This window comes from Streptomyces sp. NP-1717, from assembly GCF_022695985.1.
Lineage (GTDB): Bacteria > Actinomycetota > Actinomycetes > Streptomycetales > Streptomycetaceae > Streptomyces.
Window position 1 is genome coordinate 1 of the sequence record NZ_JAAPBF010000120.1, and the last position, 21180, is coordinate 21180.

A 21180-nucleotide genomic window follows, 5' to 3' on the forward strand; every position below is an offset into this window, starting at 1 on the left:
GGGTGTCCGCAAAGTCCCGCCTGGCCCGCGACGCCTGGCACGGCACCTCGCCGCGTTGTCGGACCCGGCCAAGTACGAGCCCGATCCTCCGCCTTGCGATGCACCGCACCAGCCGCCGCGAGCCCCGCCCTACGGGCGGACGTCGCTACTTCGCGGACACCCCTACCGCCTCAGCCCCGACACCGTCGAGTACTGCTCCCGGACCTCCCGGTACCGCATCAGCTCCGCCGCGATCGGATCGAGCACCTTGGCACGTCCGCAGCCGGCCGCCGCCTCGCGCAGCCGCCGCTCCGCGTCCTGCCCGTACCGCCTCGCCGGCCCGCGCGCCGCCGCCGCGCACGCCCACTCCACCAGCGGCCCGCCGATGATCCCGCCCAGCATCACCAGCACGGGCGGGATGATGCCGGGATCGAGCACCCCGATGATCTGGCCGACCAGCCACAGCCCGCCGTAGATCTGGAGCAGCGTCATGGCCGCCTGCGCGAGCACCGCCGCCGGCCACCAGGCGGGGCGCGTGGGGCGGCCGCTCGGGGGCCCCGCCGTCACCGCCAGCTCGTCCAGGGCCTCCGGCAGTCCGACGGCGCCCCGCACCGCCGCCTCGCGCACCGCCTGTGCCCACGGCCGGGGCAGCCCGGCCGCCGCGTCGTCCGCGACCGTACGGACGGCCTGCTCGACCCGCTGTCTGGCGGTGAGTTCGTCCTCGACGATCACCTCGGCGCGCGGGGCGCCGCCGCCGGGCGTCCGGGTGCGTTCGTACCAGCGCCACAGCCGCAGCCAGGGCGTCCCGCAGGCCCGTCCCGCGTTCCTCAGCCACTCGCGTTCGGCCGCCTCGCCGGTGGCCACGGCGCCCACCGCTCCCGCGAGCCGTTCGGCGAACTCCTCGCGGGAGCGTTCGCTGAGGCCGGTGCGCCCGTCGGCGACGTACACCGAGCGCAGCCGCGCCGCCGCCGCGTCCACATCGGCCGACAGCCGCCTCGCGGCGGCGTTCCGCTCCTGGACGAAACGGCCGATCTCCCCGCGCAGTTCACCCACCCCCCGGCCGGTGAGCGCGGAGATCGGCAGCACGGTGGCCCCCGGCTCCCCGTGCTCGCCGAGCGCCATGCCGTCCTCGTCGAGCAGTCTGCGCAAATCGTCCAGGACCTGGTCGGCGGCCTCGCCGGGCAGCCGGTCGATCTGGTTCAGCACGACGAAGGTGATCTCCGCGTGGCCGGCGAGCGGTCGCAGATAGCGCTCGTGGAGTGCGGCGTCGGCGTACTTCTCGGGGTCGACCACCCAGATGACGGCGTCGACCAGGGCCAGTACGCGGTCGACCTGGTCCCGGTGCGCCACGACGGCGGAGTCGTGGTCGGGCAGGTCGATGAGGACGAGACCCTCCAGCTCCTCGTCGCCGTCGCCACCCGCGAGCGGCTTGCGGCGCAGTCTTCCGGGGATGGCGAGCCGGTCGAGCAGCCCGGCGGCGCCCTCGGACCAGACGCAGGCGATGGGCGCGGAGGTGGTGGGCCTGCGCAGCCCCGTCTCGGAGATCGGTACCTCGGCAAGTGCGTTGAACAGCGTCGACTTGCCGCTTCCGGTGGCCCCGGCGATGGCGACGACCGTGTGCCGCGAGGAGAGCCGCTGCCGAGTGGCCGCCTCGTCCAGCACGCGTCCGGCCTCGGCGAGCGCGGTCCCCTCGATACGGGTGCGTGAGAGACCCACGAGTTCGCGCAGGGCGTCGAGCCGTGCCCGCAACGGCCCTTCGTAGGCGCCTCCGATGGGCTGGTGCGCGTCGGCCGGGGCCGCCGTACCGCCGTCGCCGTCGATCCCCTCCACCCCGACGGTGACGGCCGCGCCGCCCGCGCCGTTGTGCCCGGCCGCGTGACGGGCGATCAGCCCGTCGTCCCAGCGCCGATCCGTGCCGTCCGCGCCGCCGTTCGCACCGTTCGCCTCTGCCGTATCGGCACCACCAGGAGCACCGGCCTCGCCCGCTCCGGCCTTCCCGGCCCCGGTCTCGCCGGGCCCGTCCGTCAGCGTGCTCACGTCCGTCGTGTCCGCCATCTCGGTCACATCTCCTTCTGGAGTACGGAAAGCGCGGCGATGAGTTCCGCCTGCGGCTCCGGTGCCACTTCGAGCGCGTCGAGGGGAGCCAGCCGGCGGTCCCGTTCTCCGTGCAGTACGTCGTCGATGTATGTCGCCACCAGGTCACCGCCCTTGTCGCGCAGCCGCAGCGCGCCCTGCGCCCCGACCCGCTCGGCGAGCCGCTCCCCCGCGACCCGTGTGCGGTGCCCGCCGAGCAGGGAGGCGGCCAGGAGCGCGGCGATCGTCTCGGCGTCGGGCGCGGCGGAGCGTTCGAGGAGCCGTACCTCTTCCTCGGCCAGCTCCTCGACGACCCGCCGCCAGCGCCGCACGGCCATCCCGATCCGCTCGGAGACCTCGCCGTCCGGCCCCGGTGCCAGGACCGCCGCCGAGGCCGGCTCGCGCCGCCACGCCTCGACGACCCGTTCGTCGGCGGCGGCGACGGCGCACTGGAGCAGCGAGGCCAGGCTCTCCACCAGCGAATCGAGCAGCTCCCGCGCGGAGCTGTCCCTCGGATAGCCGCGCCAGCGGGTCCGCGCGTCCCCGGCGAGCACGGCCCCCGCCTTGAGCCGCCCGCGTACCCGCTCGCGCTCGGACGCGTACGCCTCCTCGACGGCTCCCGTGAGGCGTACGGCGGCGGCGTACTGCGCCGCGACGGCGCCCGCGAGCTCCGGCATCCGGACGTTGAGCGACCCGATGACACCGGCGGCCGTACGGACGACGGCCTGCTGGCGCGCCGCCGGATCCCGCACCCGGTGCGCCAGCCAGGCGAGCAGGGGCGCGACGGCGGTGGTGGGGAGCAGTCCGCTGCCGCCGCCCGCCGACTCGGGCAGTTCGGGGATGGTGAAGCGCGGCACGTCGCCCAGGCCCGCCTTCGTGAGCAGCGCCGCGTACTGACGTGACACCTCGTCAATCATCTGGTGCGGCACCCGGTCGAGGACGGTCACGAGCGAGGCGTCGTACTCCTTCGCCGTACGCAGCAGATGCCAGGGCACCGCGTCGGCGTACCGGGACGCGGTGGTCACCATCACCCACACGTCGGCCGCGCAGATCAACTCGGCGGCGAGGACCCGGTTCCGTACGACGAGCGAGTCGATGTCGGGCGCGTCCAGCAGCGCGAGGCCGCGGGGCAGCGCCGCGGAGGTGTCGATGCGCAGCGCGTGCTCGTCGTCCGCGCTCCAGGTCCCCGCGCCGCCGTCCTGCTCCTGCTGGGTCAGGAAGACGCGGGTGAGCTGCGGCAGGACCCGTACGCCGTCGAACCAGTGGCAGTCGTCGGGGTGGCACACCAGTACCGGCGTACGCGTCGTGGGCCGCAGCACGCCCGCTTCGCTGACCCGCCGCCCCACAAGGGAGTTGACGAGCGTCGACTTCCCGGCCCCGGTGGATCCGCCCACCACGGCGAGCAGCGGCGCTTCGGGGTCCCGGAGCCGCGGCACCAGGTAGTCGTCGAGCTGCGCGAGCAGCTCCTCCCTGGTCTGCCGGGCACGCGGGGTCCCGGCGAGAGGGAGTGGAAGACGCACGGCGGCGACACGGTCGCGCAGCGCGGAAAGTGCGTCGATCAGCTGAGGCCGTACGTCCAAGGTCACCACATGCGAAGAATGCCCAACTTTGGCGCCTTTTTGAAGCGTATAGACATCTCCTGCGCGCCGGTCAGGCGCGGGGGACAGACGGGACGAGTGGGGCGCAGGCATAACGAGTGCACAACACCCGTAGCTTGAGGCGCGAAAAGCACTGCACGAATCGCACCTGCCTGCGATTATCGGTTCGCTTCACCGAACCTCCACATCATGCCACGCAGGTGAAGCAACCGGGTCAGGGTGAGCGGAGCCCTATCCTTGTCCCGGCACAGGTCACGGACCGCACGGACTGCCCACCGGCACTCCGGGCCCCGGGACCACGTTCCGGCCCCCGTAGCTCAGTGGATAGAGCAGGCGCCTTCTAAGCGCTTGGCCGCAGGTTCGAGTCCTGCCGGGGGCGCCACTGACACAGCGTCAGTTTGGCGATGTTTTCGCAGGTCAGGCTCTACATGCCGGGCCTCCCAGGCGAACCGGACTCCTTCCCTCCGACGAGGGTGGAGTCCGGCTGGCACCGGCCAAAACCGGGTTTCTACGGGTGTCCGTCCCACCTACGTCCCACAGAATCGGGTGCGCGGGACCGCCCTTCAACTACGTTCAGTGCACAGCAGAGCGGCCTCGGACCCCGTTCTCGTGGGGTTCCGAGGCCGCTCTTCACGCTGCCAACGGTGGGAGATCCTGGAGGCTTTCGACGCGTCTCAGGTAGTCGTCCCGCTGCCCGACGATGCAGCGTGCGCAGATGGCCAGCAGGACCGTCACGCTGTTCCCCGCCCCCTCGGCAACTTCGGCTTGCGGGATGCCACCGTTCAGCCAAGTCGTGAGGCACGTACGACGTAGGTCGTACACGCGCTTTCCGGTCGGCGACTTGAACTCGTGATCCGACAGGATCTCCTCGCGCGCCTTCGCCCTGACACGCCGGAAGACCGATCCCGCCAGCATGCCGCCCTTCTCTCCCGGAAAGAGGAGGCTCGAAGGCTTGAGGCCGTATTCCTTGATCATGTCGCCGAGGAGCGCGACGAGCGAGGGGTGGATGGGAACGAGGCGCGTCGCCTTCGCCACGGCCCTTGAGATCCCGTTTCTCGTGGACCTCGCCGGTGTCGGTCCACTGGCTGCCGACTTCGGGCTGGGCTTCGTGGACGAGGAACTCGCCCCATCCTGTCGCCGGCAGCGTGGCGTCGCCAACCCGGAGGGCCACGGCCTCCTCCGGGCGGAGTCCCGCGTAGTAGAGGGTGGCGAAGAAGGCCCGGTAGAGGCTTCCTCGACGCGGACGTCCGCCTATCCAGTCCAGCATCTTCGCGACGAGGTCGCGATTCAGCAGGCACCGCTTGTCGACAGCCGGCGCCACTCTCTGCGCGGTGCGCTCCCCCTTGCCCTTGGGGAGCGGGGTGGCCTTCAGGTAGTTGTGCCTGATGGCGTAGCCCATGACCAGATTCATGATCCGGTCGTTGCGCCCAACCGAGCTGGCCGCCGCTGCAGTGCCGTCTCAGGAGGGTTCCCAGAGCGGTGACCACCTTGTCGACCGTCTCGGTCGGGTCTGATGCAGCTTTGGGTGACAGGTGCGATTACGCGGCCTGGGCGGCCGGTGTGGTCATAACGGTTTCGTATTCGACGGGGGTCAGCCGGCCGAGCGGGCTTGCCTGCGGAGTCGGTGGTAGGTCCGCTCGATCCAGGTCACGATCGCGATCCGTAGTTCCTGGCGGGTGGCCCATGTCCGGCGGTCGAGGACGTTCTTCTGCAGGAGGCTGAAGAAGGACTCCATGGCCGCGTTGTCGCCCGCCGCACCGACCCGCCCTATCGAGCAGACTATCTGGTGGTGGCCGAGCACCCGGACGAACTTCCGTGACCGGAACTGCGACCCGCGATCGCTGTGCAGGATGCACCCGGCGATGTGTCCACGCCGGGCAACAGCGTTGTTCAGGGCGGTGACGACCAGGCGGGACTTCATCCGCGTGTCGATCGAGTAGCCGACGATCCTCTTGCTGAAGACGTCCTTGATCGCGCAGAGATACAACTTGCCCTCAGTGGTGGCGTGTTCGGTGATATCGGTGAGCCACAGCTGGTTCGGTCCGGTCGCGGTGAAGTCGCGGCGGACGAGGTCGTCGTGCACCGGTGGGCCGGCCTTCTTGGTGCTGCCGCGTTTCTTGCCGAATACGCTCCACCAGTTGTTGTCGCGGCAGATCCGCCAGCCGGTCCGGTCCGCCATGCCGGATCCCGCGTTGCGGGCTTCGTCGGCCAGGAAACGGTAGCCGAATTCCGGGTCGTCGCGGTGCGCGTCGAACAGTGCGTTTGCGCGGCTGGCCCGCTCGAACTCGGCGTCGGTCACCGGCCGTTCCAGCCAGCGGTAGTAGGGCTGTCCGGCGAGCTTCAGCACCCGGCACGTCGCCGTGACGGGCACCCCGTCGCCGGCCAGCTCTTTCACGAGCGGGTAGATCCTTTTCCCGGCAGATGTGCCTGGGACAGGTAGGCCGCGGCCGCCCGCCGCAGGACTTCGTTTTCCTGTTCCAGCAGCTTGATCCGCCGACGCGCTTCCCGCAGTTCCGCGCTCTCCTGGCCGGTTGTTCCGGGCCTGCTCCCATCGTCGATGTCCGCCCGGCGCATCCATTTCCACAGTGTCATCGCGTGGACACCGAAGTCGGCGGCCACCTGCTCGGCCGTCACGCCCGGGCCGCGGTTCCTCGCGACCCGCACGACATCCGTGCGGAACTCTTCGGGATAGGGCTTGGGCACAGCGACATCCTTCCCACCCGCCCCGCAGGGCAAGCCAGTTCAGATGTCACCCGATCGTGCGGCAGACCCGACCCCCACGTCGGGGTCCATGCAGGGTTACCCGCCACAGGCGAGGCGACGCCAACAGGAGCCGGTCCGACGTTGCTGACCATCGAGCACGCCGGCGAGGTGCTGCCGGGCGCGACTAGTTAAATTGGCACCAAAAGGGTAGACAAAGCCAGGAGTTCCTGGCGGACTGGTCATCCTGGTCATGAATCCGTCAACTAAGAGATCTCTTCACATCTGCCATCCGGACCGCTGACCCAACCACCTGGCAGACCGAAATAGGACAGGAGAGGGCATGGCCGAAAACCCACCACAGCCTCCGGGACCAGATACACCGGCCCCTGACACAGATGAGGTGGGAAATCCGGCTCCCTCTCCTTCGGCTCCCCCGGGACAAGGGGACGCTCAGGGGCCCGACTCGGAACCTCCGGCCCAGCCAGCCGGCCAGCCGACCTGGCACATACTTGCTGATGAACATATGCCCGGCCTACGCACTCTGGCACTCCGGCAGCGGTACTTCTATCTGCTATCCGCAGTTTGCATAGCACTGGGCGGTTTCACGGTTGCCTACCTTGCGAATTACGTGTTCGACCGAGCCACATCCGACAGCCGAGCCCGCTCAGACAAGAGTGCAGAGAAAAATGTCGACCTCGAAAAACCCCCTTTCGTAGCTACCGTCACCTTTCCGGACTACGACCAGAACACACCTTTCGGCTCGGCAATATTGACAGACCGGCCCCTCGCCGCGAAGGAGCAAGAACAACTCAAAAAAGTGACAACACCGGACGCGGCCTGGTCTTTATTGAAGCCGCTCGGTGGCCGCATTCTCCTAGCCGCACCTTATTTCGGCCCACCTTCGGATAGCGGCGGACTTGACAAGAGGGGCATGATACAGAATTTCTATCTAAACCTGAACAGCGACCGAAACTCCGGGCTCACGATCAACGACTTGAAGGCCGTTGTGGACGAGTGTTACACCCCCTCAGCCAAGGCGGTGGTCGTCTTTCCGCTGCAAGGAGAGGAAGCACGAAAAGGTCTGCTCTGGGATATAGGTGGTGGCCAGCCACGAGGTCCCTATATCCCCGAGTTGGGCGAGGAGCAGGGGAATCTCTACTTCCCACAGCATGCTATCGACCTGGGGAACGGCCAGGCGAACATGGCGCTACTCGCACAGTCCTTTAATTTTTCACGCACATGCGAGTGGCACATCAAGGCTTCATACACAGACACCTCCGGGGCTCACACCAAGCGAATTCCGGACGGCAGAAAAAAATTCACCTCTGAGGCTGTACCACCAAATCCCGATCAGTTTTTTATTCACTACCCCGGTATGAAATGGATGTGCGGCGGTCAAGTGGTTCGCAGTAATTGCGAATTCAAAAGCAGCCAGGAGTGGGGTTTTCGAGACGAAACGTAAACGTCTGCCGGGTTCCCCTCAAAGCCCAAGCCGGTGCCCGTTCCGGGTATGGCGGCGAACGATCCGCCCAACATGGCGGACCTCCCGAGATGAACCGCCAGATCGACGAACTCGCCGAAATCCACGCCGCGTTGCTGCGCACTCTGGGTCAGTCTCCCGGCCTCAGCTCCCGCTAGGGCCTGTCTTCAAAGTAGCGCCGTCCGCCCGTAGGGCGGGGCCGGCGGCGGCTGGTGCGGTGCATCGCAAGGCGGAGGACCGGCGTTGTGGATGGACCTGCCGCACTCGGCCGTCCCGACAGCGCGGCGAGGTGCCGTACCAGGCGCCGCGGGCCAGGCGGGACTTTGAAGACAGGCCCTAGCCGGGCGTGACCCCCGGCCGCCCGCGAGGAATCGCCCCGCCAGGTGCCGGCAGTTCCTTCCCCAGGCGCGCGAGCGGGGAGAACGCCATGAACAGCGGGGACAGCACCATCCCGACCGCTGTGAGCAGCAGGCTGGTTCGCAGATCCCACCGGCCGGCCAGAAACCCGCCGAGCAGCGAGCCGAGCGGGGTCAGTCCCATGCCGGCGAAATTGATCGTGGCGACCACTCGGCCCTGGATCGGCAGCGGCGTGATCGACTGGCGAACGGCCATGACCGTGACGTCGACCAGCTGGCCGAAGGCGCCGAACAGGAAGTTGACCACCATCAGGGAGCCGACCGTGAGCGCCGTCGAGCCGTGCATGGCGGGTACGCACAGCATCACGGCGTCGGCGAGTACCGCCGAGGACACCAGCACCACGCCGTGGCCGAACCTCCTCGGCAGCCGCGCCGCCAGTACGGATCCCACGAGCGCTCCCGGGCCCATGGCCGCGAGCACCAGGCCCACCGCCGTACCCGACAGCTGCAGTGTGCGCGGCAGGAAGAGCAGATAGACGGTCATCAGGGCCGCGAAGAAGAAGTGGAAGAGGGCCGAGGCGAGACCCACGGCCCGCAGTGAGGGATCACCGGCGACCAGACGGAGCCCTTCGACGATCTGCCGTCCCATCCGGGCGGGGCGTTCGGCGGTGCGGGGCAGCGACTCGCGGTGCCGGATCCGCCGGATCGACAGGCAGGACACGCCGAAGAAGAACGCACCCGCGACGACGGCGATCGGCGCGGTCAGGAGCGACACGAGCACACCGCCGAGCGCGGGTCCGCCGATCTGCGCCGCGGATCTGCTGCCTTCCAGAGCGCTGTTGCCCCGTACCAACTGATCGCGTTTCACCAGGCGTACGAGGGCGGCCTGGTAGGCCACGTCGAAGAACACCGTGAGTACGCCGACGAGAAAGGCGACGACGAGCAGCACCGGAATTCCGAGTACGCCGAACAGAAAGGCGACCGGGATCGTAGCCAGTGCCACCGCCCGGCCGAGGTCAGCCAGCACCATCACGTTGCGGGATCGCCATCGGTCCACCCACACGCCCACGAAGAGCGAGAACAGGAGGATCGGTATCTGCTGGACCGCGCGGAGTGCGCCGAGCTGAGTGGAGTCGGCGTTGAGCGCCACCACGGCGAGGAGTGGCAGGGTCACCTGGCCGGCCTGCGCCCCGAACTGGGACGCCGTCTGGCCCGCCCAGAGCCTGCGGAAGTCGCGGTCCCGCCACAGGCTCGGCGGCGTGGGCGATGCGGAGGACGCGGGCGATGCGGGCGATGCGGGGGACGAAGATGAGTCGGGAGACGGCACTGCTGGCACGGACGGCACAAGGACCCCTTGAGTTGCCGGGAACGAATCCGCCGAAATAGGGCGGGAAAAGGTTCGCTGTGCCGCAGCTCAAGGGCAGCACGCGATGACAGGTCGGTCGTGACCTACGACGTCAGCGCGCGCTCGGACAACCGACCGTCTCAACTCCTCGCGGGGGTTGGACGGGTTGGAGACCGGTCACCGGTCGGTTCATCCTCAGCTCCAGGTGAGCGGGTCGAGATGGAGATAGAACTTCTGCCGGTCACGGTCGAGCACGATGCCGTACCGCTCGGCGAACGAGTCGTCCGCGCGCCTCGCCTGCCCCTCGTCCTCCCACCTTTCCCGGGAGTTGGCGAGCAGGAGAGCGATGTCGGCGTACGGGTCGGCCGCTCCGAGACGGCCGAGATCGATGAAGCCGGCCACGTTCATCGTCTCCGGGTCGAGGACGATGTTGGGCAGGCAGAGGTCCCCGTGGCAGACGACAGCGCCGGCGGCCTCCTGGGCGAGGCGCTGATCGAGCTGTGGGACCAGGCGCGCGAGCAACTCGTCGGCCGGCGTCCCCTGTTGGTCCTCGGGGAGGAACTCGGGATTGACCGCGCCCCGCGCGACGACGTCACGGGCGGTCGCGAACATCTCGGAGAGTCCACGTGTGAACGGGCACTCCCGCAGCGGCAGTTCGTGCAGGCGTCGCACGGCATCGGCGATCGAGGTCCAGGCCGCTTGGAGCCGCGCGGCCGGCACCCGGTCGGCGGGGACTCCCGCGACCGTGCTCGTCACCAGGCAGGCCACGTCGGGGGTGGTACGCCAGTCGAGTACGCGTGGACCCGGCACGCCCTGCTCGCCGAGCCAGCCGACCCGATCGCGTTCTTCCTCCAGCGACGTCAGCGAGACCGCGGAGGTCTCGGAGGTCTCGGATTCGGCGGGGACGCACTTCGCGTACCGCGTGCCGTCCTCGGAACGGAAGACACGCGCCCCGGACTCGCCGTCCGTGACGGGCTCCCACGCGCCGCCGTAGGCGCTGTCCAGCAGCGTCCGGAACATCGAATCGATCACGGCCGCCACCCTAGCCAGAGCGGCCGTATCGCACCTGTCATTAAACGCGTGATCGCCTGGCCGCCCCCGCGGACCGAACCTCGGCCGGGTGGCGCTCCCGCGGGAGTGCGCTGTGCGTGGGGCGGCCGGCCGTGTGGGCTCAGGCGGGCCGCAGCGCGTCCGTCGCCATCCCGCGTACGCGCTCGTCGCCGACCGCGATCATGTACGAGCCCAGTCGCCGGACTTCCGCGACCGAGGAGCGGTGCAGAACGGTGACGGCGTGCACCAGCGCCCGCCGTGAAGGTTCGACCTCCAGGACCGCCATCGCGAGCCTGGCCGCGAGGACTCCGTCGACGGAGGCCACCGCGCTCGCCAGATCGACGAGCTGGGTGGCGAGATCGAAATGGGGCCGTACGCCGACGATCCCGGTCAGTGAGCGGACTCCCCTGTCCACCGTCTCACCGATGTCGGCGAGCAGTGCGCGGGCCGTCGACTCCTCTAAAAGATCACCGAGTTGGTCCTCGAAATACTCGGTGTCGGCGATTCTCACCAGCGCGCGGAAAGCGGATTCGCGCTGCGCGAGCGTCCCCTTCTCCTCCGCCATGTCCCTGCTGTCGCCGAGGGCCACGGCGAGTTGGGCGAAGGTGCTGTCCACCGAGAATTTCCGGTCGACCAGGATGCCGTACCAGGGAGCGCGCTTGCCGGATTCGGCGGCGTCCGCCACCGCCCGGTATCCGGCGGGCTCACCCCAGGTCGTCAGGGCCGCGCACGCCAGGAAGCGTTCCCTGTCCGGTGCCGCGGAGTCGGTCAGGACCGCGACGAGGCCGGGAACCCGGGCCCGGTGCCGCTCCGGGTGGTCGAGTCCCGCGTAGATCACCTCGTCCGTGTCGGACGTGGGCCGATCGCCGAAATCCGTGCCGAGCAGCTGGTCGAACCCGCTCATCCCCGACTTCCCTTCCTGAAAGGGCCACCGGGCTGTTTCGCTCACACCTGCGACTCTCCCGGAGTACCGCGCACGCTAGTTCGGTCCCTGGGCCCAGAGACAGGGCTCGTGGGCCCACTCCTGGACCTAACGGAGTGTGGGCCGTGCCCCTCGCACCGCTCTCGAACACGCCTCGTGGAGCGGGGCGGGGCGGGAACGGCGACGAGTTCATGCTCACCACCGTGACCGGACCGTCGAGATTCTTCGGTGGGACTACTGTCCGGCCCGGACGCCGAGGGGCCATGCGGCGAAGCCCGCGCTCTTCGCGAGCGACACCAGCTCGTCCACGCGGCCCGCGCGCAGCCCCGCCACCGGGTAGCAGTCCGACTCGATGTCGAGCACCACGAGGGCCGCGCCGACCTCCCGGTAGTGCCGGCCGCACGCCTCCAGGAAGTCATGGGTCGTCAGCTCCGACTCCGCGTCGTCGAACAGCGCCCAGGGATCGACGGACGGACGCGAAGCCAGGCCCTGGAGACCGAACCGGATCTCGTCCGCGTCCTCCTTCCAGTCGAACTCCGCGAGCAGTTTCCGCTCGTGGAGCGCGTCCACGAGGGCTATCCACGCCAGCCCCGGAAACGGCTCGTCGATGCCGCGGCCGTCCAGCCGGTCCGCGTACGTACGCACGTAGCCCTCGGGGTCCTCGTGGGCGTGCCGCACCTGCTCGGCGACAGTCGGCCGGCCGGGCGCCAGCAATGACGCCACGGCCGTCAGGGACGTGAGGACTCCGCCGTCGGCGGGACCGGGACCGGACATGGGTGTGCTCCTTCTGCGGCGAAGGTCAACAGGTCGAAAGGCGCGCGTCGTTCGGCGCCGGAAAACACCTTGCCACAGGGGTACGACAACGGGCCGTGGCCGCCGCTACGGCCCCGCGGGACCGGCGGTCCGCCCTGGTTCGGCCGGGTCCCCCGGCTCTCCCGGCCCCGTCTGCTCCGGCGCGCCGGTCACCCGCGTCCCCGGGTGGAACAGCGAGCAGATGAACGCCAGCACGAGCGCGACGGCCATCCCGTAGAACACCCACTGGTTGGCTTCCGCGAAGTCCATCCGGATCGCCTCCATCGAATCGCGCGTGATCCGCGCGACCTCACCTGTGCCGGAGGGCTCTCGCGTGTCCGCCTGCCCCGACACGGCCTCCGCGACGCTCTTGGCCGCACTGCGCGCCTCGTCCGCCGGCAGGCCCTTCCCCCGAAGGGTCGCGGCGACCCGGTCACCGGTGACGTGCGTCAGTACGGTGCCGAAGACCGCCAGGCCCACGCTCGCCGCGAAGTACCGGATGGTCTGGGTGATTCCGGTGACCTCTCCGTAGGAGGCGCCGATCGCGCGGTTGACCGCGTCGGTCGAGGCCGGGGAGAGCAGCAGACCGATACCGGCGCCCGCCAACGCCACGTACGGCCACTGGTCGTGCGTCGAGAGGTCCGTCAGCTTGGACGCCCACAGGGCGAAGCCGACCGCCCCGACCGCCGTGCCGAGCCGGAGCGCCGGTCTGGCGCCCCGCTTGTCGAGGATGCGTCCGCCCCACTGCGACGCGATGGCGAAGCCCACGAAGAAGTACAGCAGGAAGAGCGCGGCCTGGTTCGGCGACGAGCTCAACGACACCTGCGCGTAGACCGAGGCGAAGAAGAACACCGGGACGAACGCGAGCATGGCGAAGAACAGCACGGCGCAGTCCACGGCGAACGCCCGGTCCCGGAAGACCCGGAGCTTGACGAGCGGATCCCGGACGCGGAGTTCGAAGAGGCAGAAGACGGCCAGGACGAGCAGCCCGCCGACGATGCACGCCCAGGTGGCCGCGCTGCCCCAGCCCCACGTCGCCGCCTGCTGGAAGCCGAGCACGCTCAGTCCCATGCCGCCGGCCACCAGCACGGCGCCGGGGACGTCCAGCCGGTCACGGCGCGAGATGTTCGGGACACGGGCCATGGCCGTCAGTACGAGGGCGATCACGGCGACGGGGACGTTGACCCAGAAGATCGCGCGCCAGGTCCAGTCGGTGAGCCAGCCGCCGAGGAGCGGACCCACGGCGGTCAGAGCGCCGGAGAGCCCGAAGAACAGCGCCAGGGCCCTGCCTCGTCGCTCGACCGGGAACACGTTGATGACGACGGCGAGCGCGGCGGGGAACATCAGCGCGGCGCCGAGGCCCTGGAAGGCCCGGAACGTGATGAGCCAGCTCTGCGCGAAGTCCCCGCGCGGCACACACCCGCACAGGACGGAGGAGACCACGAAGACAAGGGTGCCGATCACCATGATCCGGCGGTGCCCCACGATGTCGGCCAGCCGCCCGCCGAAGGCGAAGAACGCCGCCAGCGTCAGCAGGTACGCGTTGATCACCCACTGCATCCCGGAGGCCGAGAGCCCGAGCTCCTCGATGATGTCGGGTGCGGCGATGGCGACGATCGTCTGGTCGATGAACGTCATCGACACGGCGAACAGCATGGCCGCGAGGGCCACTGTCTGATTCGGCGCGCCCTTCGTACTACTGAGGGGCGCGCCGGGGCTTGAGGAATCGCCTCTTTCAGTCATGGACCGGGATTTTCCCCCGTTACGTCGCATCCGGCGCATTCGGCGCGCGTGACGAGGGCTGATGATCACCAGGGACGTGAGTCACGAAAACGTATGTGTAATCGGCGGCGCACAGGGCATTCGCTCTCAAGGTCCCGCCGCGTTTCCCCCGTCGCGGCGGGGCCGTTCATCTCTCCCGGCCGGGCCAGGCGATCTCGTAGAACTTCAACCGGCCGTCGTCCGCGATCAGTCGCATGCCCGCTGCCGCCATCACGCGCTGCGATCCGATGTTGTCGTGACCGGTGTCGCCTCTTACGGAGATGACACCGCTGGCGCGAGCGAAGAGCAGCAGACCGCGCAGCGCCTCGGAGGCGTAACCCCTGCCTCGTACGCCGGGGACGAGGCCGTAGCCGATGGTCACGGCGCCGTTCTCGTCCGGCGGGCCGTGGAAGTCCACCCCGCCGACCGCCAGGCGGGTCTCCTTGACGCGGATCTCGTACGTGCCGAACGGCCGGGGGTCGCCGACGGCCTCGCAGGTGGTCAGGAAGCGCGTGGCGCCGGAGACGTCGCCCTCGTCGGGGTAGCCGGGCGCCCAGTGGGTGCCGCTCGCCCGGTCGCCCGCGACCAGCCGTACGGCCTCCGGAGGGCTCAACGGGTGGAGCAGAAGGCGCTCCGTGGCGAGATCGCTCATGCCCGGTGGAGCCCTGTCCCGTCGCGCAAGAGCCCCGGCGCCCTCGACTCGGCCGGTTCTTCCGGCTCCTCGGTCTCCTCGGGCTCCTCCGTAAGAAGATCCGACGTGGACGGATCCGGTGCGGACGGGTCCTGGGTCCGCGGCAATATGTTGGCGATGTAGTCCTCGATGGTCGCTTCCAGCCCCACATCGGTCCCGGCGCTCTCGGAGAGATACCAGCGGTGTTCCAGCACCTCGTGGTAGACCTGCGCCGCGTCCGTCCTGCGGCGCAGCTCCAGCGGCACGGCCCGTACGGTCGGCCGGAACACGTCGCGCACCCAGCGGTGCGCCAGGACCTCGGGGCGGGCGCCCAGCGGGTCGCCGGGCGCGTAGTCGTCCTGGCCGGCCATCCAGCTCTCCAGGTCGTTGAGCAGCCGGCGCGCCTGGTTCTCCTCCGCGTCCAGGCCCGTCAGGCGCAGCAGTTGGCGCTGATGGTGACCCGCGTCGACCACCTTGGGGAGAAAAGTGACGGTGTCGCCCATCGGCGAGCGCTCCATCTGCATCTCCGCGACGTCGAAACCCAGTTCGTTGAGCCTGCGGATCCGGCGGTCGATGTAGTGGCGCTTGTCGACCGGGTAGACGGACTCGCGCGTCAGCTCGTGCCACAGGTCCTCGTAGCGCCGCACGATCGCCGCTCCGAACGGCACGGGGTCGACGGACGGATGGAGGGAGCCGGAGGCTTCCAGGTCCATCAGCTCCCCGGCGATGTTCACGCGCGCCAGCTCTATGTCGTAGTCGCGCTGGCCACGGCTGAGCGTCGGCTGGATCTGGCCCGTCTCGGCGTCCACCAGATAGGCGGCGTAGGCGCCGGCGTCACGTCTGAAGAGCGCGTTGGACAGCGAGCAGTCGCCCCACGCGAAGCCGGTCAGATGCAACCTCACCAGGAGGACGGCGAGCGCGTCCATGAGTCGCTTCACGGTGCTCGGGCGCATGGTCGACTCGAACATCGAGCGGTACGGCAGCGAGCCCTTCAGGTGCCGTGTGATCAGCGCGGACTCCAGCGGTCTGCCGTCCGCGTCCACCCGCCCCGTCACCACGGCGACCGGGTCCACCGCGGGTATGCCCAGCCGGTGCAGATCCCTGAGCAGTCCGAACTCGCGCACCGCCGGGCGCTCGGCTATCTCCTTGACCGCCAGTACCTCGGACCCGGCGTCGGCGAAACGCACCACATGGCGCGAGATGCCGCGCGGGAGAGCCACCAGACAGTCGTCGGGCCACTCTTCGAGCGGGATGCCCCAGGGCAGGTCGAGGAGCACGGCCGGCTGCTCCGGGTTGGTCGCGCTGATCTGGAGCGCCATGACGCTGCCTCCGACGTTCGTCTCGTGCGTTCTGTGCTGCCGGTTCGCCTCGGCTAGGGGGTGACCTGGACGAGCGCGTGCGTTCCGCTCGTACGCCATGCGTGGTTCGCGCCGTCCCCCGCGCCACCGCTCGCGCCCGCGTCGTCGAGCCGCGCCACGGTGCGCGGGTCGAGGCCGACGATCACATCGGACTTCAGGGTACGCAAGGCGGCCACCGGCCCCGGGAAGTGCGCCGTGCGCTCGGCGAACGGTGTGGTGGGCACCCAGAGCCGGTCACCGACGAGACGGCGGTAGTTGAGGTCGCCCTTCACGATGGTGAGGGCGGCGCCCGCGAGCTCCCGGCGCAGGTCCTCGGGCATCTCGCTGTAGGGGAAAGGCGCGCAGTAGAAGCCGTGCGCGCGTACGGCGAGCCGCCCGTCGCCCATCGCGGCCCAGAGCCGCCTCCCGGCCTCGCCCGCGCTGCCGGACGCCTGGGCGAGACGGCGCGCGCAGTCGACGACATCGGCCATGGTGGCGTCGGAGACGTAGTACGGATACGGCTTCACGTGCAGGACCACCTCGTCGGCGCGCTCCGTGGTAAGGAGGTGGTCGATGAGGACGAGGTCGGGGATCAGCTCGCGGCCGGCGTTGTCGGCGATGACGTGGACGGTCCGCACGGCGCCGGGCGCGCGGGCGGCCGGCAGCAGCGACCACAGCGTGTCGCTGTCGTCCGCCACGAGGGGCGGCGGCTCCCCGGCGGCCGAACCGCTGGACGATCCACCGGATGCGTCATCGGCGGCGTGGTCGTCGGAGTCCGTGCGGGAGCCGCCGGGCCTGTCCACCGTGCGCGCTCCGTCCGGGGAACCGACGGCGAAGCCGAGGTCCGCGCGGTTTCCCCAGAGCGAGCCCTGGAGGTAGGCGACGGCCCGTTCACCGGCCGGCCGCCGGGCGAGCGCGTCGAGCGCCGCGAGTTCGTCGTCGACGAGCGAGCCGAGCAACTCGGCCCGTTTGAAGGGCGCGAACGGATCGATGCCCTGCCAGGGCCCCGGGGCGAAGTAGCCGACCGCTCCGAGGAGCCGTCGGTAGAAGTAGCTCTCGGACCAGAGGAACGGCACGTCGAACCATGAGCGGCCGACGTACTCACCACCCCACGCGTCCCACTGGTCGCGGTCGTGCGCGTCCGCGTCCAGCGGTTCGATCACGCCCTCCGTACAGGAGACGAGCAGCGCGTCGAGCGCCCGGTGCCGTCGCGGGGACCACGGGAAGGCGTCCCGGACCTGCTGGATCAGGGCCGGATGGCGCTCGGCCAGCACGCTCCGCGCGAACGAACCGGGCACGCTGCCCACGATCACAGGCGGGTCATCCGCTTCAGGCATGGTTTCCCTGTCCTCCGGAGCCGGTCGGTCTCCGTCGCACCGTACCTCCACGGTTTCGCCCGCCCGCCACGGCGGCGTACGCAGACCTACTCACGCGCCGTCCGAGTAGCCGCGCGGATACCGAGGCCCGCGCTCCGGGCCGACGCTGATGCGCATGACACTGACGAAGACCAGGACGAAGACGAAGCGGTGGAAGCGGGTTCAGTGGGCGGCGATGCGTGCCCTGCTCGGCACGGTCGGCCGTGCGAGCACCGGTGTCCGGATCGGGTACCGGCACGGCTTCGACAGCGGGTCGATGCTGGACTACGTGTACGTCAACAAGGCCGGCGGTTTCCCGGTCGTCGGACACCTTATCGACCGCGTGTATCTGAACGCGGTCGGATGGCGTGCCATCCGCGCCCGTCGCGAGCTGCTCAAGGACGTCCTCCGTAAGGAGATCGCGCAGCGTGGCGGCACCGGGGCCGGGGCCGGTGTGCGCGTACTGGACGTGGCGTCGGGGCCCGGACGGTACCTCCAGGACCTGCTCGCGGAGTACGAGCCCGGCACCCTCCACGTCGAGTGCCGCGACCTGGACCGCGCGGGCCTCGCGCAGGGCGGGCGTCAGGCGGCCGAGCGAGGGCTGACGGGGATCTCGTACGTGTACTCAGACGCCCTCGACCCGGCGCCCGTCTCCCCCGCGCCCGACATCGTCGTGGTGTCGGGGCTCTACGAACTGCTGCTGGACGACGCCGTCATCGCCGCGTCCGTCGCGCGGCTGCGCGGCATGCTCGCGCCCGGCGGAGTACTGGTCTTCACGACACAGACCCGCCACCCTCAGTTGGAGTTCATCGCGAACGTGCTGCCGAACCGCGACGGCGTCCTGTGGGAGATGAAGTGCCGTCCCGTGGAGCTGGCCGAACAGTGGGCCGCTCGGGCCGGGTTCGCCGAGGTCGCGAGCCGGCGGGAATCCGTGGGACTGTTCACCGTCACGACAGCGAGGCGCTGACGATCAGGGCGAACCCCGCGACGGCGAAGAACGTGCGGACGGCGTGGAAGCGGTTCCAGCGGCTCTCGAAGGCCGCTCGGACCGCGCTGTCGGGGTTCGCAGCGGGCGCGGCCTCGGACGACGCGAGAGCGTTGTTGAGGGGGATGTTGCCCGCGACGGTGACGAGGTGGTTGACCACCACGCAGATCAGGCCGGCCAGCAGCAGCCACCACTGGGCGTCGGAGCGGTCGTCGACGGGGACGGCGAGCGCGGCGATCGGGAGGGCCACTTCGGCGAGGAAGAGAAGCAGGAACGGCCCGCGCGGGACCTCCTCGTTCATCCGGCGCATGGCGACCACGAACTCCCCGTCCGTGAGGCGGGCCAGCGCGGGCATGATCCCGGTCAGGAATATGAGCATCATGCCGGCGTACAGACCGGTGGAGACGACAGCGAGTGCGAGCAGGACAGTGGCCATGCCGCACATCATGTCCCGCGGGAAGGACCGGCGCAGCACTGGTCCGCCGACGGCCGACGGCGCGCGGCCCCTCCCCGACCTCTTGTGAAGTGCCCCCGGGGCCGGCCGTGAACGGCCGTGGGCCGGCCCCGGAGCACCCGGCTCAGTCCCTGAGACGGCTCGCCTGATCGATCGCCTCCGCCAGCTCCTTCACCGAACCGTCCTCCGTGGAATCCGCCAACGCACGTGCCCGCTGCTCCAGTTCACCGAGGCCGGGAGAGCCGGGCAGGGTGCCGCCGGCCGCCGATCCGCCACGCAGCGTCTCGGCGAAGTACGCGGCGACAGCCGTGACCTGGAGCCGCGGCTTCGCGTCGCCCCAGAGCCGAGAGGCGACCGCGCTCGCGCCGACCGAGCCCGACCGCTCGCGTGGCGCCCGGGTCTCGGGGTCCAGCCAGCGCACCGTCGCCCTCGCCACCTGGCCGCTCGCGCCGGGCCGCAGCCTGACGGCGTACAGCGCGGTCACCGTGTGCCCCGGCCCGACCTCGCCGCCGTCGACCCGGTCGTCCCGGAAGTCCTCGTCCGCGACGGCCCTGTTCTCGTAGCCGATCAGCCGGAACTGTTCGACCGTGTCACTGTCGAACGACACCTGCGCCTTGGCGTCCCTGGCGCGCAGTTCGACGTTCATGGGGAGCTGGTCGACGAAGACCTTCCTGGCCTGTTCCTTGTCGGAGACGTACGTCGTGTGGCCGTCGCCCTTGTCGGCCAGCCGTTCCATCAGGGCGTCTCCGTAGTCGCTTCCGACACCGACGCCGAAGAGGGTGATGCCGTGCTCGGTGCGCGCGTCGTCGATGCGTTCGAGGATCGCGTCCGCCTCCGTCTCGCCGGTGTTGGCCAGCGCGTCCGACAGCAGGACGACCCGGTTGGTCGCACCGCTCCTGCGTCCGTCGACGGCCTCGTCGTAGCCCGTCTCGACACCCGCCCCGACGTTGGTCGAGTCGGACGGTTCCAGTTCCTCGATCACGTCGTGGATCCGGGCCCTGCTGTCGCCGACGCGGGTCATCGGCAGTCGGGTCTCGGCCTCCGCGCTGAAGGTGACCAGGGCGATCGAGTCGTCACCGCGCAACTCGTCCGTAAGGATGCCGAGCGATTCCTTGACGAGGTCGAGGCGGCCGGGCTCGGCCATGGAGCCCGAGGTGTCGATCACGAACGTGAGCGCGGCGGGCGGGCGTTCACCTCCGTGGTCGGCCTGGCGGGTGGCGAGTCCGACACGCAGGAGGGACCAGTCGTCGTCGGCGCCCGGCGCCGCCGCGCCGTCCACCGTGACGGAGAAGCCGTCTCCTTCGGGCCGTTCGTAGTCCTGGCGGAAGCTGTTGACGAACTCCTCGGGCCGTACGGTGCCGGGGTCCGGCAGCCTGCCTTCGCCGAGGGTGCGCAGCGCGTATCCGTAGGAGGCGGTGTCCACGTCCAGTGCGAACGTCGACAGGTAGTCCGGTTCGGGTGCGAACTCCCGTCCGTCGCCGTCCTGTTTCTGTTCGCCCTGCCGCCGGTCCTCGCCCTGCCCGGCTCCGTCGGCCGGCCCCGCGGCCCCCGGGCCTCCCGTGGACCCGGGCCCGCTGCCGGGGGCGCCTCCACCGGCCGGCCTGTCGGCCGCCTTGCTCGTGTCCTGCCGGTTGTCACCGGAGCAGCCGGTGAGCAGCAGGCCGCCCGCCAGCAGCGCGATCACCGCACCTCGGCATGTCCTCGTGTCGAGTTTCATCACGGTCCCCCTGGAATCGTCAGTACGTGTGAATGTGACGTCCGGGCCGCCCGGCGGGACCGGCACATGAGGTTGCGGATGAATCTCAATGCCGCAACGGGCCGGGGCAGTTGTCCGCCGCCGGCCCGCAGTTCACGCCGCCTTCGCGTGAACCCGTTCGCGGGAGCGGCGCCATTGATGCGCGGATCAACTCCATTGGCATGGAGTCGCCACTCTCTGAACTGGCACTTGTCACAGTGTGCAGTCTCGTGAGTACATGGAGTGGCGTACGGCTCCGAGGGGATGGCGGGGGTGGTCAGCCGTGGCACATGTTCCGGGCTCTGTACTCGACAGGTCGGCCCTGCCGAGAAGCACACTGCGGGGGGAGGCGGTGGACACTCTCCGACCGGCCGGCCGGGCGGTCCGCGGTACTCATCAGGTGGCCGCCGCGCTGGCCGCGCTCGTCCGTTCCGCGCGTCGTGAAGTGCTGACGTTCGACGATCCGGGCCGTTCACTGGGGAAGGGCCTGCCGTTGCCGTTCCTGGAGTTCGCCACCGCGTGCGTCCGCGCCGCCGCGGAACGGGCGGACCCGGAGGCGCGCCCCGGCACAGAGGACGACGCGCG

General features: G+C 69.9%; 15 protein-coding genes, 1 tRNA gene and 2 pseudogenes. 4 read left to right on the plus strand and 14 right to left on the minus strand.

What is annotated here, in order from left to right; all coding sequences use genetic code 11:
• Window positions 1–162: 162 nt before the first annotated feature.
• Together GXP76_RS22290 and GXP76_RS22295 are read right to left on the minus strand one after the other, a co-directional pair.
• On the minus strand, window positions 163–2034 hold the full coding sequence (locus GXP76_RS22290; protein WP_242573348.1) for a YfjP family GTPase: 1872 nt from the start codon (window positions 2032–2034) through the stop codon (window positions 163–165).
• 5 nt (window positions 2035–2039) lie between these two features.
• A complete protein-coding gene (locus GXP76_RS22295) occupies window positions 2040–3632 on the minus strand; it encodes a dynamin family protein (protein ID WP_242573360.1) in 1593 nt (530 codons plus the stop codon).
• 324 nt (window positions 3633–3956) lie between these two features.
• Between GXP76_RS22295 and GXP76_RS22300 the strand changes: the two genes are divergently transcribed.
• A tRNA-Arg gene (locus tag GXP76_RS22300) sits at window positions 3957–4032 on the plus strand.
• Window positions 4033–4280: 248 nt separating this feature from the next.
• Here the strand turns inward: GXP76_RS22300 and GXP76_RS22305 are convergent.
• A complete protein-coding gene (locus GXP76_RS22305; RefSeq protein ID WP_242573349.1) occupies window positions 4281–4685 on the minus strand; it encodes a hypothetical protein in 405 nt (134 codons plus the stop codon).
• A gap of 503 nt (window positions 4686–5188) precedes the next feature.
• Window positions 5189–6353 (minus strand): annotated as a pseudogene (locus tag GXP76_RS22310) (IS3 family transposase).
• 628 nt (window positions 6354–6981) lie between these two features.
• Between GXP76_RS22310 and GXP76_RS22315 the strand changes: the two are divergent.
• Window positions 6982–7815 carry a hypothetical protein gene (locus GXP76_RS22315; protein WP_242573350.1) on the plus strand — a complete coding sequence of 278 codons (834 nt, stop codon included), beginning with the start codon at window positions 6982–6984 and terminating at the stop codon, window positions 7813–7815.
• Window positions 7816–8169: 354 nt separating this feature from the next.
• Here the strand turns inward: GXP76_RS22315 and GXP76_RS22320 are convergent, their stop codons facing one another.
• The 8 genes from GXP76_RS22320 to GXP76_RS22355 all read right to left on the minus strand — a co-directional run bounded on the left by GXP76_RS22320 (window position 8170) and on the right by GXP76_RS22355 (window position 17403).
• Window positions 8170–9438 carry an MFS transporter gene (locus GXP76_RS22320; protein WP_242573361.1) on the minus strand — a complete coding sequence of 423 codons (1269 nt, stop codon included), beginning with the start codon at window positions 9436–9438 and terminating at the stop codon, window positions 8170–8172.
• Window positions 9439–9729: 291 nt separating this feature from the next.
• Window positions 9730–10554 (minus strand): APH(3'') family aminoglycoside O-phosphotransferase, encoded by an 825-nt coding sequence (locus GXP76_RS22325; RefSeq protein WP_242573362.1) that lies wholly within the window; start codon window positions 10552–10554, stop codon window positions 9730–9732.
• Between the two features lie 151 nt (window positions 10555–10705).
• Window positions 10706–11488, minus strand: coding sequence for a hypothetical protein (locus GXP76_RS22330; RefSeq protein ID WP_242573351.1), 783 nt, complete (start codon window positions 11486–11488; stop codon window positions 10706–10708).
• Between the two features lie 252 nt (window positions 11489–11740).
• Window positions 11741–12280, minus strand: coding sequence for a DUF6630 family protein (locus GXP76_RS22335; RefSeq protein ID WP_242573352.1), 540 nt, complete (start codon window positions 12278–12280; stop codon window positions 11741–11743).
• 105 nt (window positions 12281–12385) lie between these two features.
• Entirely contained in the window at window positions 12386–14041 is a 1656-nt protein-coding gene (locus tag GXP76_RS22340) for an MFS transporter (protein ID WP_242573353.1), read from the minus strand.
• A 166-nt stretch (window positions 14042–14207) separates the two neighbouring features.
• Window positions 14208–14711: a GNAT family N-acetyltransferase gene (locus tag GXP76_RS22345; RefSeq protein ID WP_242573354.1), complete on the minus strand. Its 504-nt coding sequence runs from the start codon at window positions 14709–14711 to the stop codon at window positions 14208–14210.
• Window positions 14708–16048 (minus strand): DUF4032 domain-containing protein, encoded by a 1341-nt coding sequence (locus GXP76_RS22350; RefSeq protein ID WP_242573355.1) that lies wholly within the window; start codon window positions 16046–16048, stop codon window positions 14708–14710. The genes GXP76_RS22345 and GXP76_RS22350 overlap by 4 nt, the downstream gene beginning before the upstream one ends.
• Window positions 16049–16101: 53 nt before the next feature.
• On the minus strand, window positions 16102–17403 hold the full coding sequence (locus GXP76_RS22355; RefSeq protein WP_242573356.1) for a damage-control phosphatase ARMT1 family protein: 1302 nt from the start codon (window positions 17401–17403) through the stop codon (window positions 16102–16104).
• Between the two features lie 154 nt (window positions 17404–17557).
• Between GXP76_RS22355 and GXP76_RS22360 the strand changes: the two genes are divergently transcribed.
• Window positions 17558–18388: a class I SAM-dependent methyltransferase family protein gene (locus GXP76_RS22360; protein WP_242573357.1), complete on the plus strand. Its 831-nt coding sequence runs from the start codon at window positions 17558–17560 to the stop codon at window positions 18386–18388.
• Here GXP76_RS22360 and GXP76_RS22365 read toward each other — a convergent pair.
• Both GXP76_RS22365 and GXP76_RS22370 read right to left on the minus strand, forming a co-directional pair.
• On the minus strand, window positions 18369–18842 hold the full coding sequence (locus GXP76_RS22365; RefSeq protein WP_242573358.1) for a DUF1772 domain-containing protein: 474 nt from the start codon (window positions 18840–18842) through the stop codon (window positions 18369–18371). The genes GXP76_RS22360 and GXP76_RS22365 overlap by 20 nt on opposite strands.
• Window positions 18843–18984: 142 nt before the next feature.
• Window positions 18985–20577: a von Willebrand factor type A domain-containing protein gene (locus tag GXP76_RS22370; protein WP_242573359.1), complete on the minus strand. Its 1593-nt coding sequence runs from the start codon at window positions 20575–20577 to the stop codon at window positions 18985–18987.
• Between the two features lie 370 nt (window positions 20578–20947).
• Between GXP76_RS22370 and GXP76_RS22375 the strand changes: the two are divergent.
• Window positions 20948–21180 (plus strand): annotated as a pseudogene (locus tag GXP76_RS22375) (hypothetical protein); the annotation flags it as partial.

Bases quoted from the DNA above. Each gene is read 5' to 3' on its own strand.
- GXP76_RS22360 (WP_242573357.1), top strand. From the start codon at position 17,558: ATGACACTGACGAAGACCAGGACGAAGACGAAGCGGTGGAAGCGGGTT.
- GXP76_RS22365 (WP_242573358.1), bottom strand. From the start codon at position 18,842: ATGGCCACTGTCCTGCTCGCACTCGCTGTCGTCTCCACCGGTCTGTAC.
- GXP76_RS22330 (WP_242573351.1), bottom strand. From the start codon at position 11,488: ATGAGCGGGTTCGACCAGCTGCTCGGCACGGATTTCGGCGATCGGCCC.
- GXP76_RS22345 (WP_242573354.1), bottom strand. From the start codon at position 14,711: ATGAGCGATCTCGCCACGGAGCGCCTTCTGCTCCACCCGTTGAGCCCT.
- GXP76_RS22325 (WP_242573362.1), bottom strand. From the start codon at position 10,554: ATGTTCCGGACGCTGCTGGACAGCGCCTACGGCGGCGCGTGGGAGCCC.
- GXP76_RS22370 (WP_242573359.1), bottom strand. From the start codon at position 20,577: ATGAAACTCGACACGAGGACATGCCGAGGTGCGGTGATCGCGCTGCTG.
- GXP76_RS22350 (WP_242573355.1), bottom strand. From the start codon at position 16,048: ATGGCGCTCCAGATCAGCGCGACCAACCCGGAGCAGCCGGCCGTGCTC.
- GXP76_RS22340 (WP_242573353.1), bottom strand. From the start codon at position 14,041: ATGACTGAAAGAGGCGATTCCTCAAGCCCCGGCGCGCCCCTCAGTAGT.
- GXP76_RS22290 (WP_242573348.1), bottom strand. From the start codon at position 2,034: ATGGCGGACACGACGGACGTGAGCACGCTGACGGACGGGCCCGGCGAG.
- GXP76_RS22355 (WP_242573356.1), bottom strand. From the start codon at position 17,403: ATGCCTGAAGCGGATGACCCGCCTGTGATCGTGGGCAGCGTGCCCGGT.
- GXP76_RS22335 (WP_242573352.1), bottom strand. From the start codon at position 12,280: ATGTCCGGTCCCGGTCCCGCCGACGGCGGAGTCCTCACGTCCCTGACG.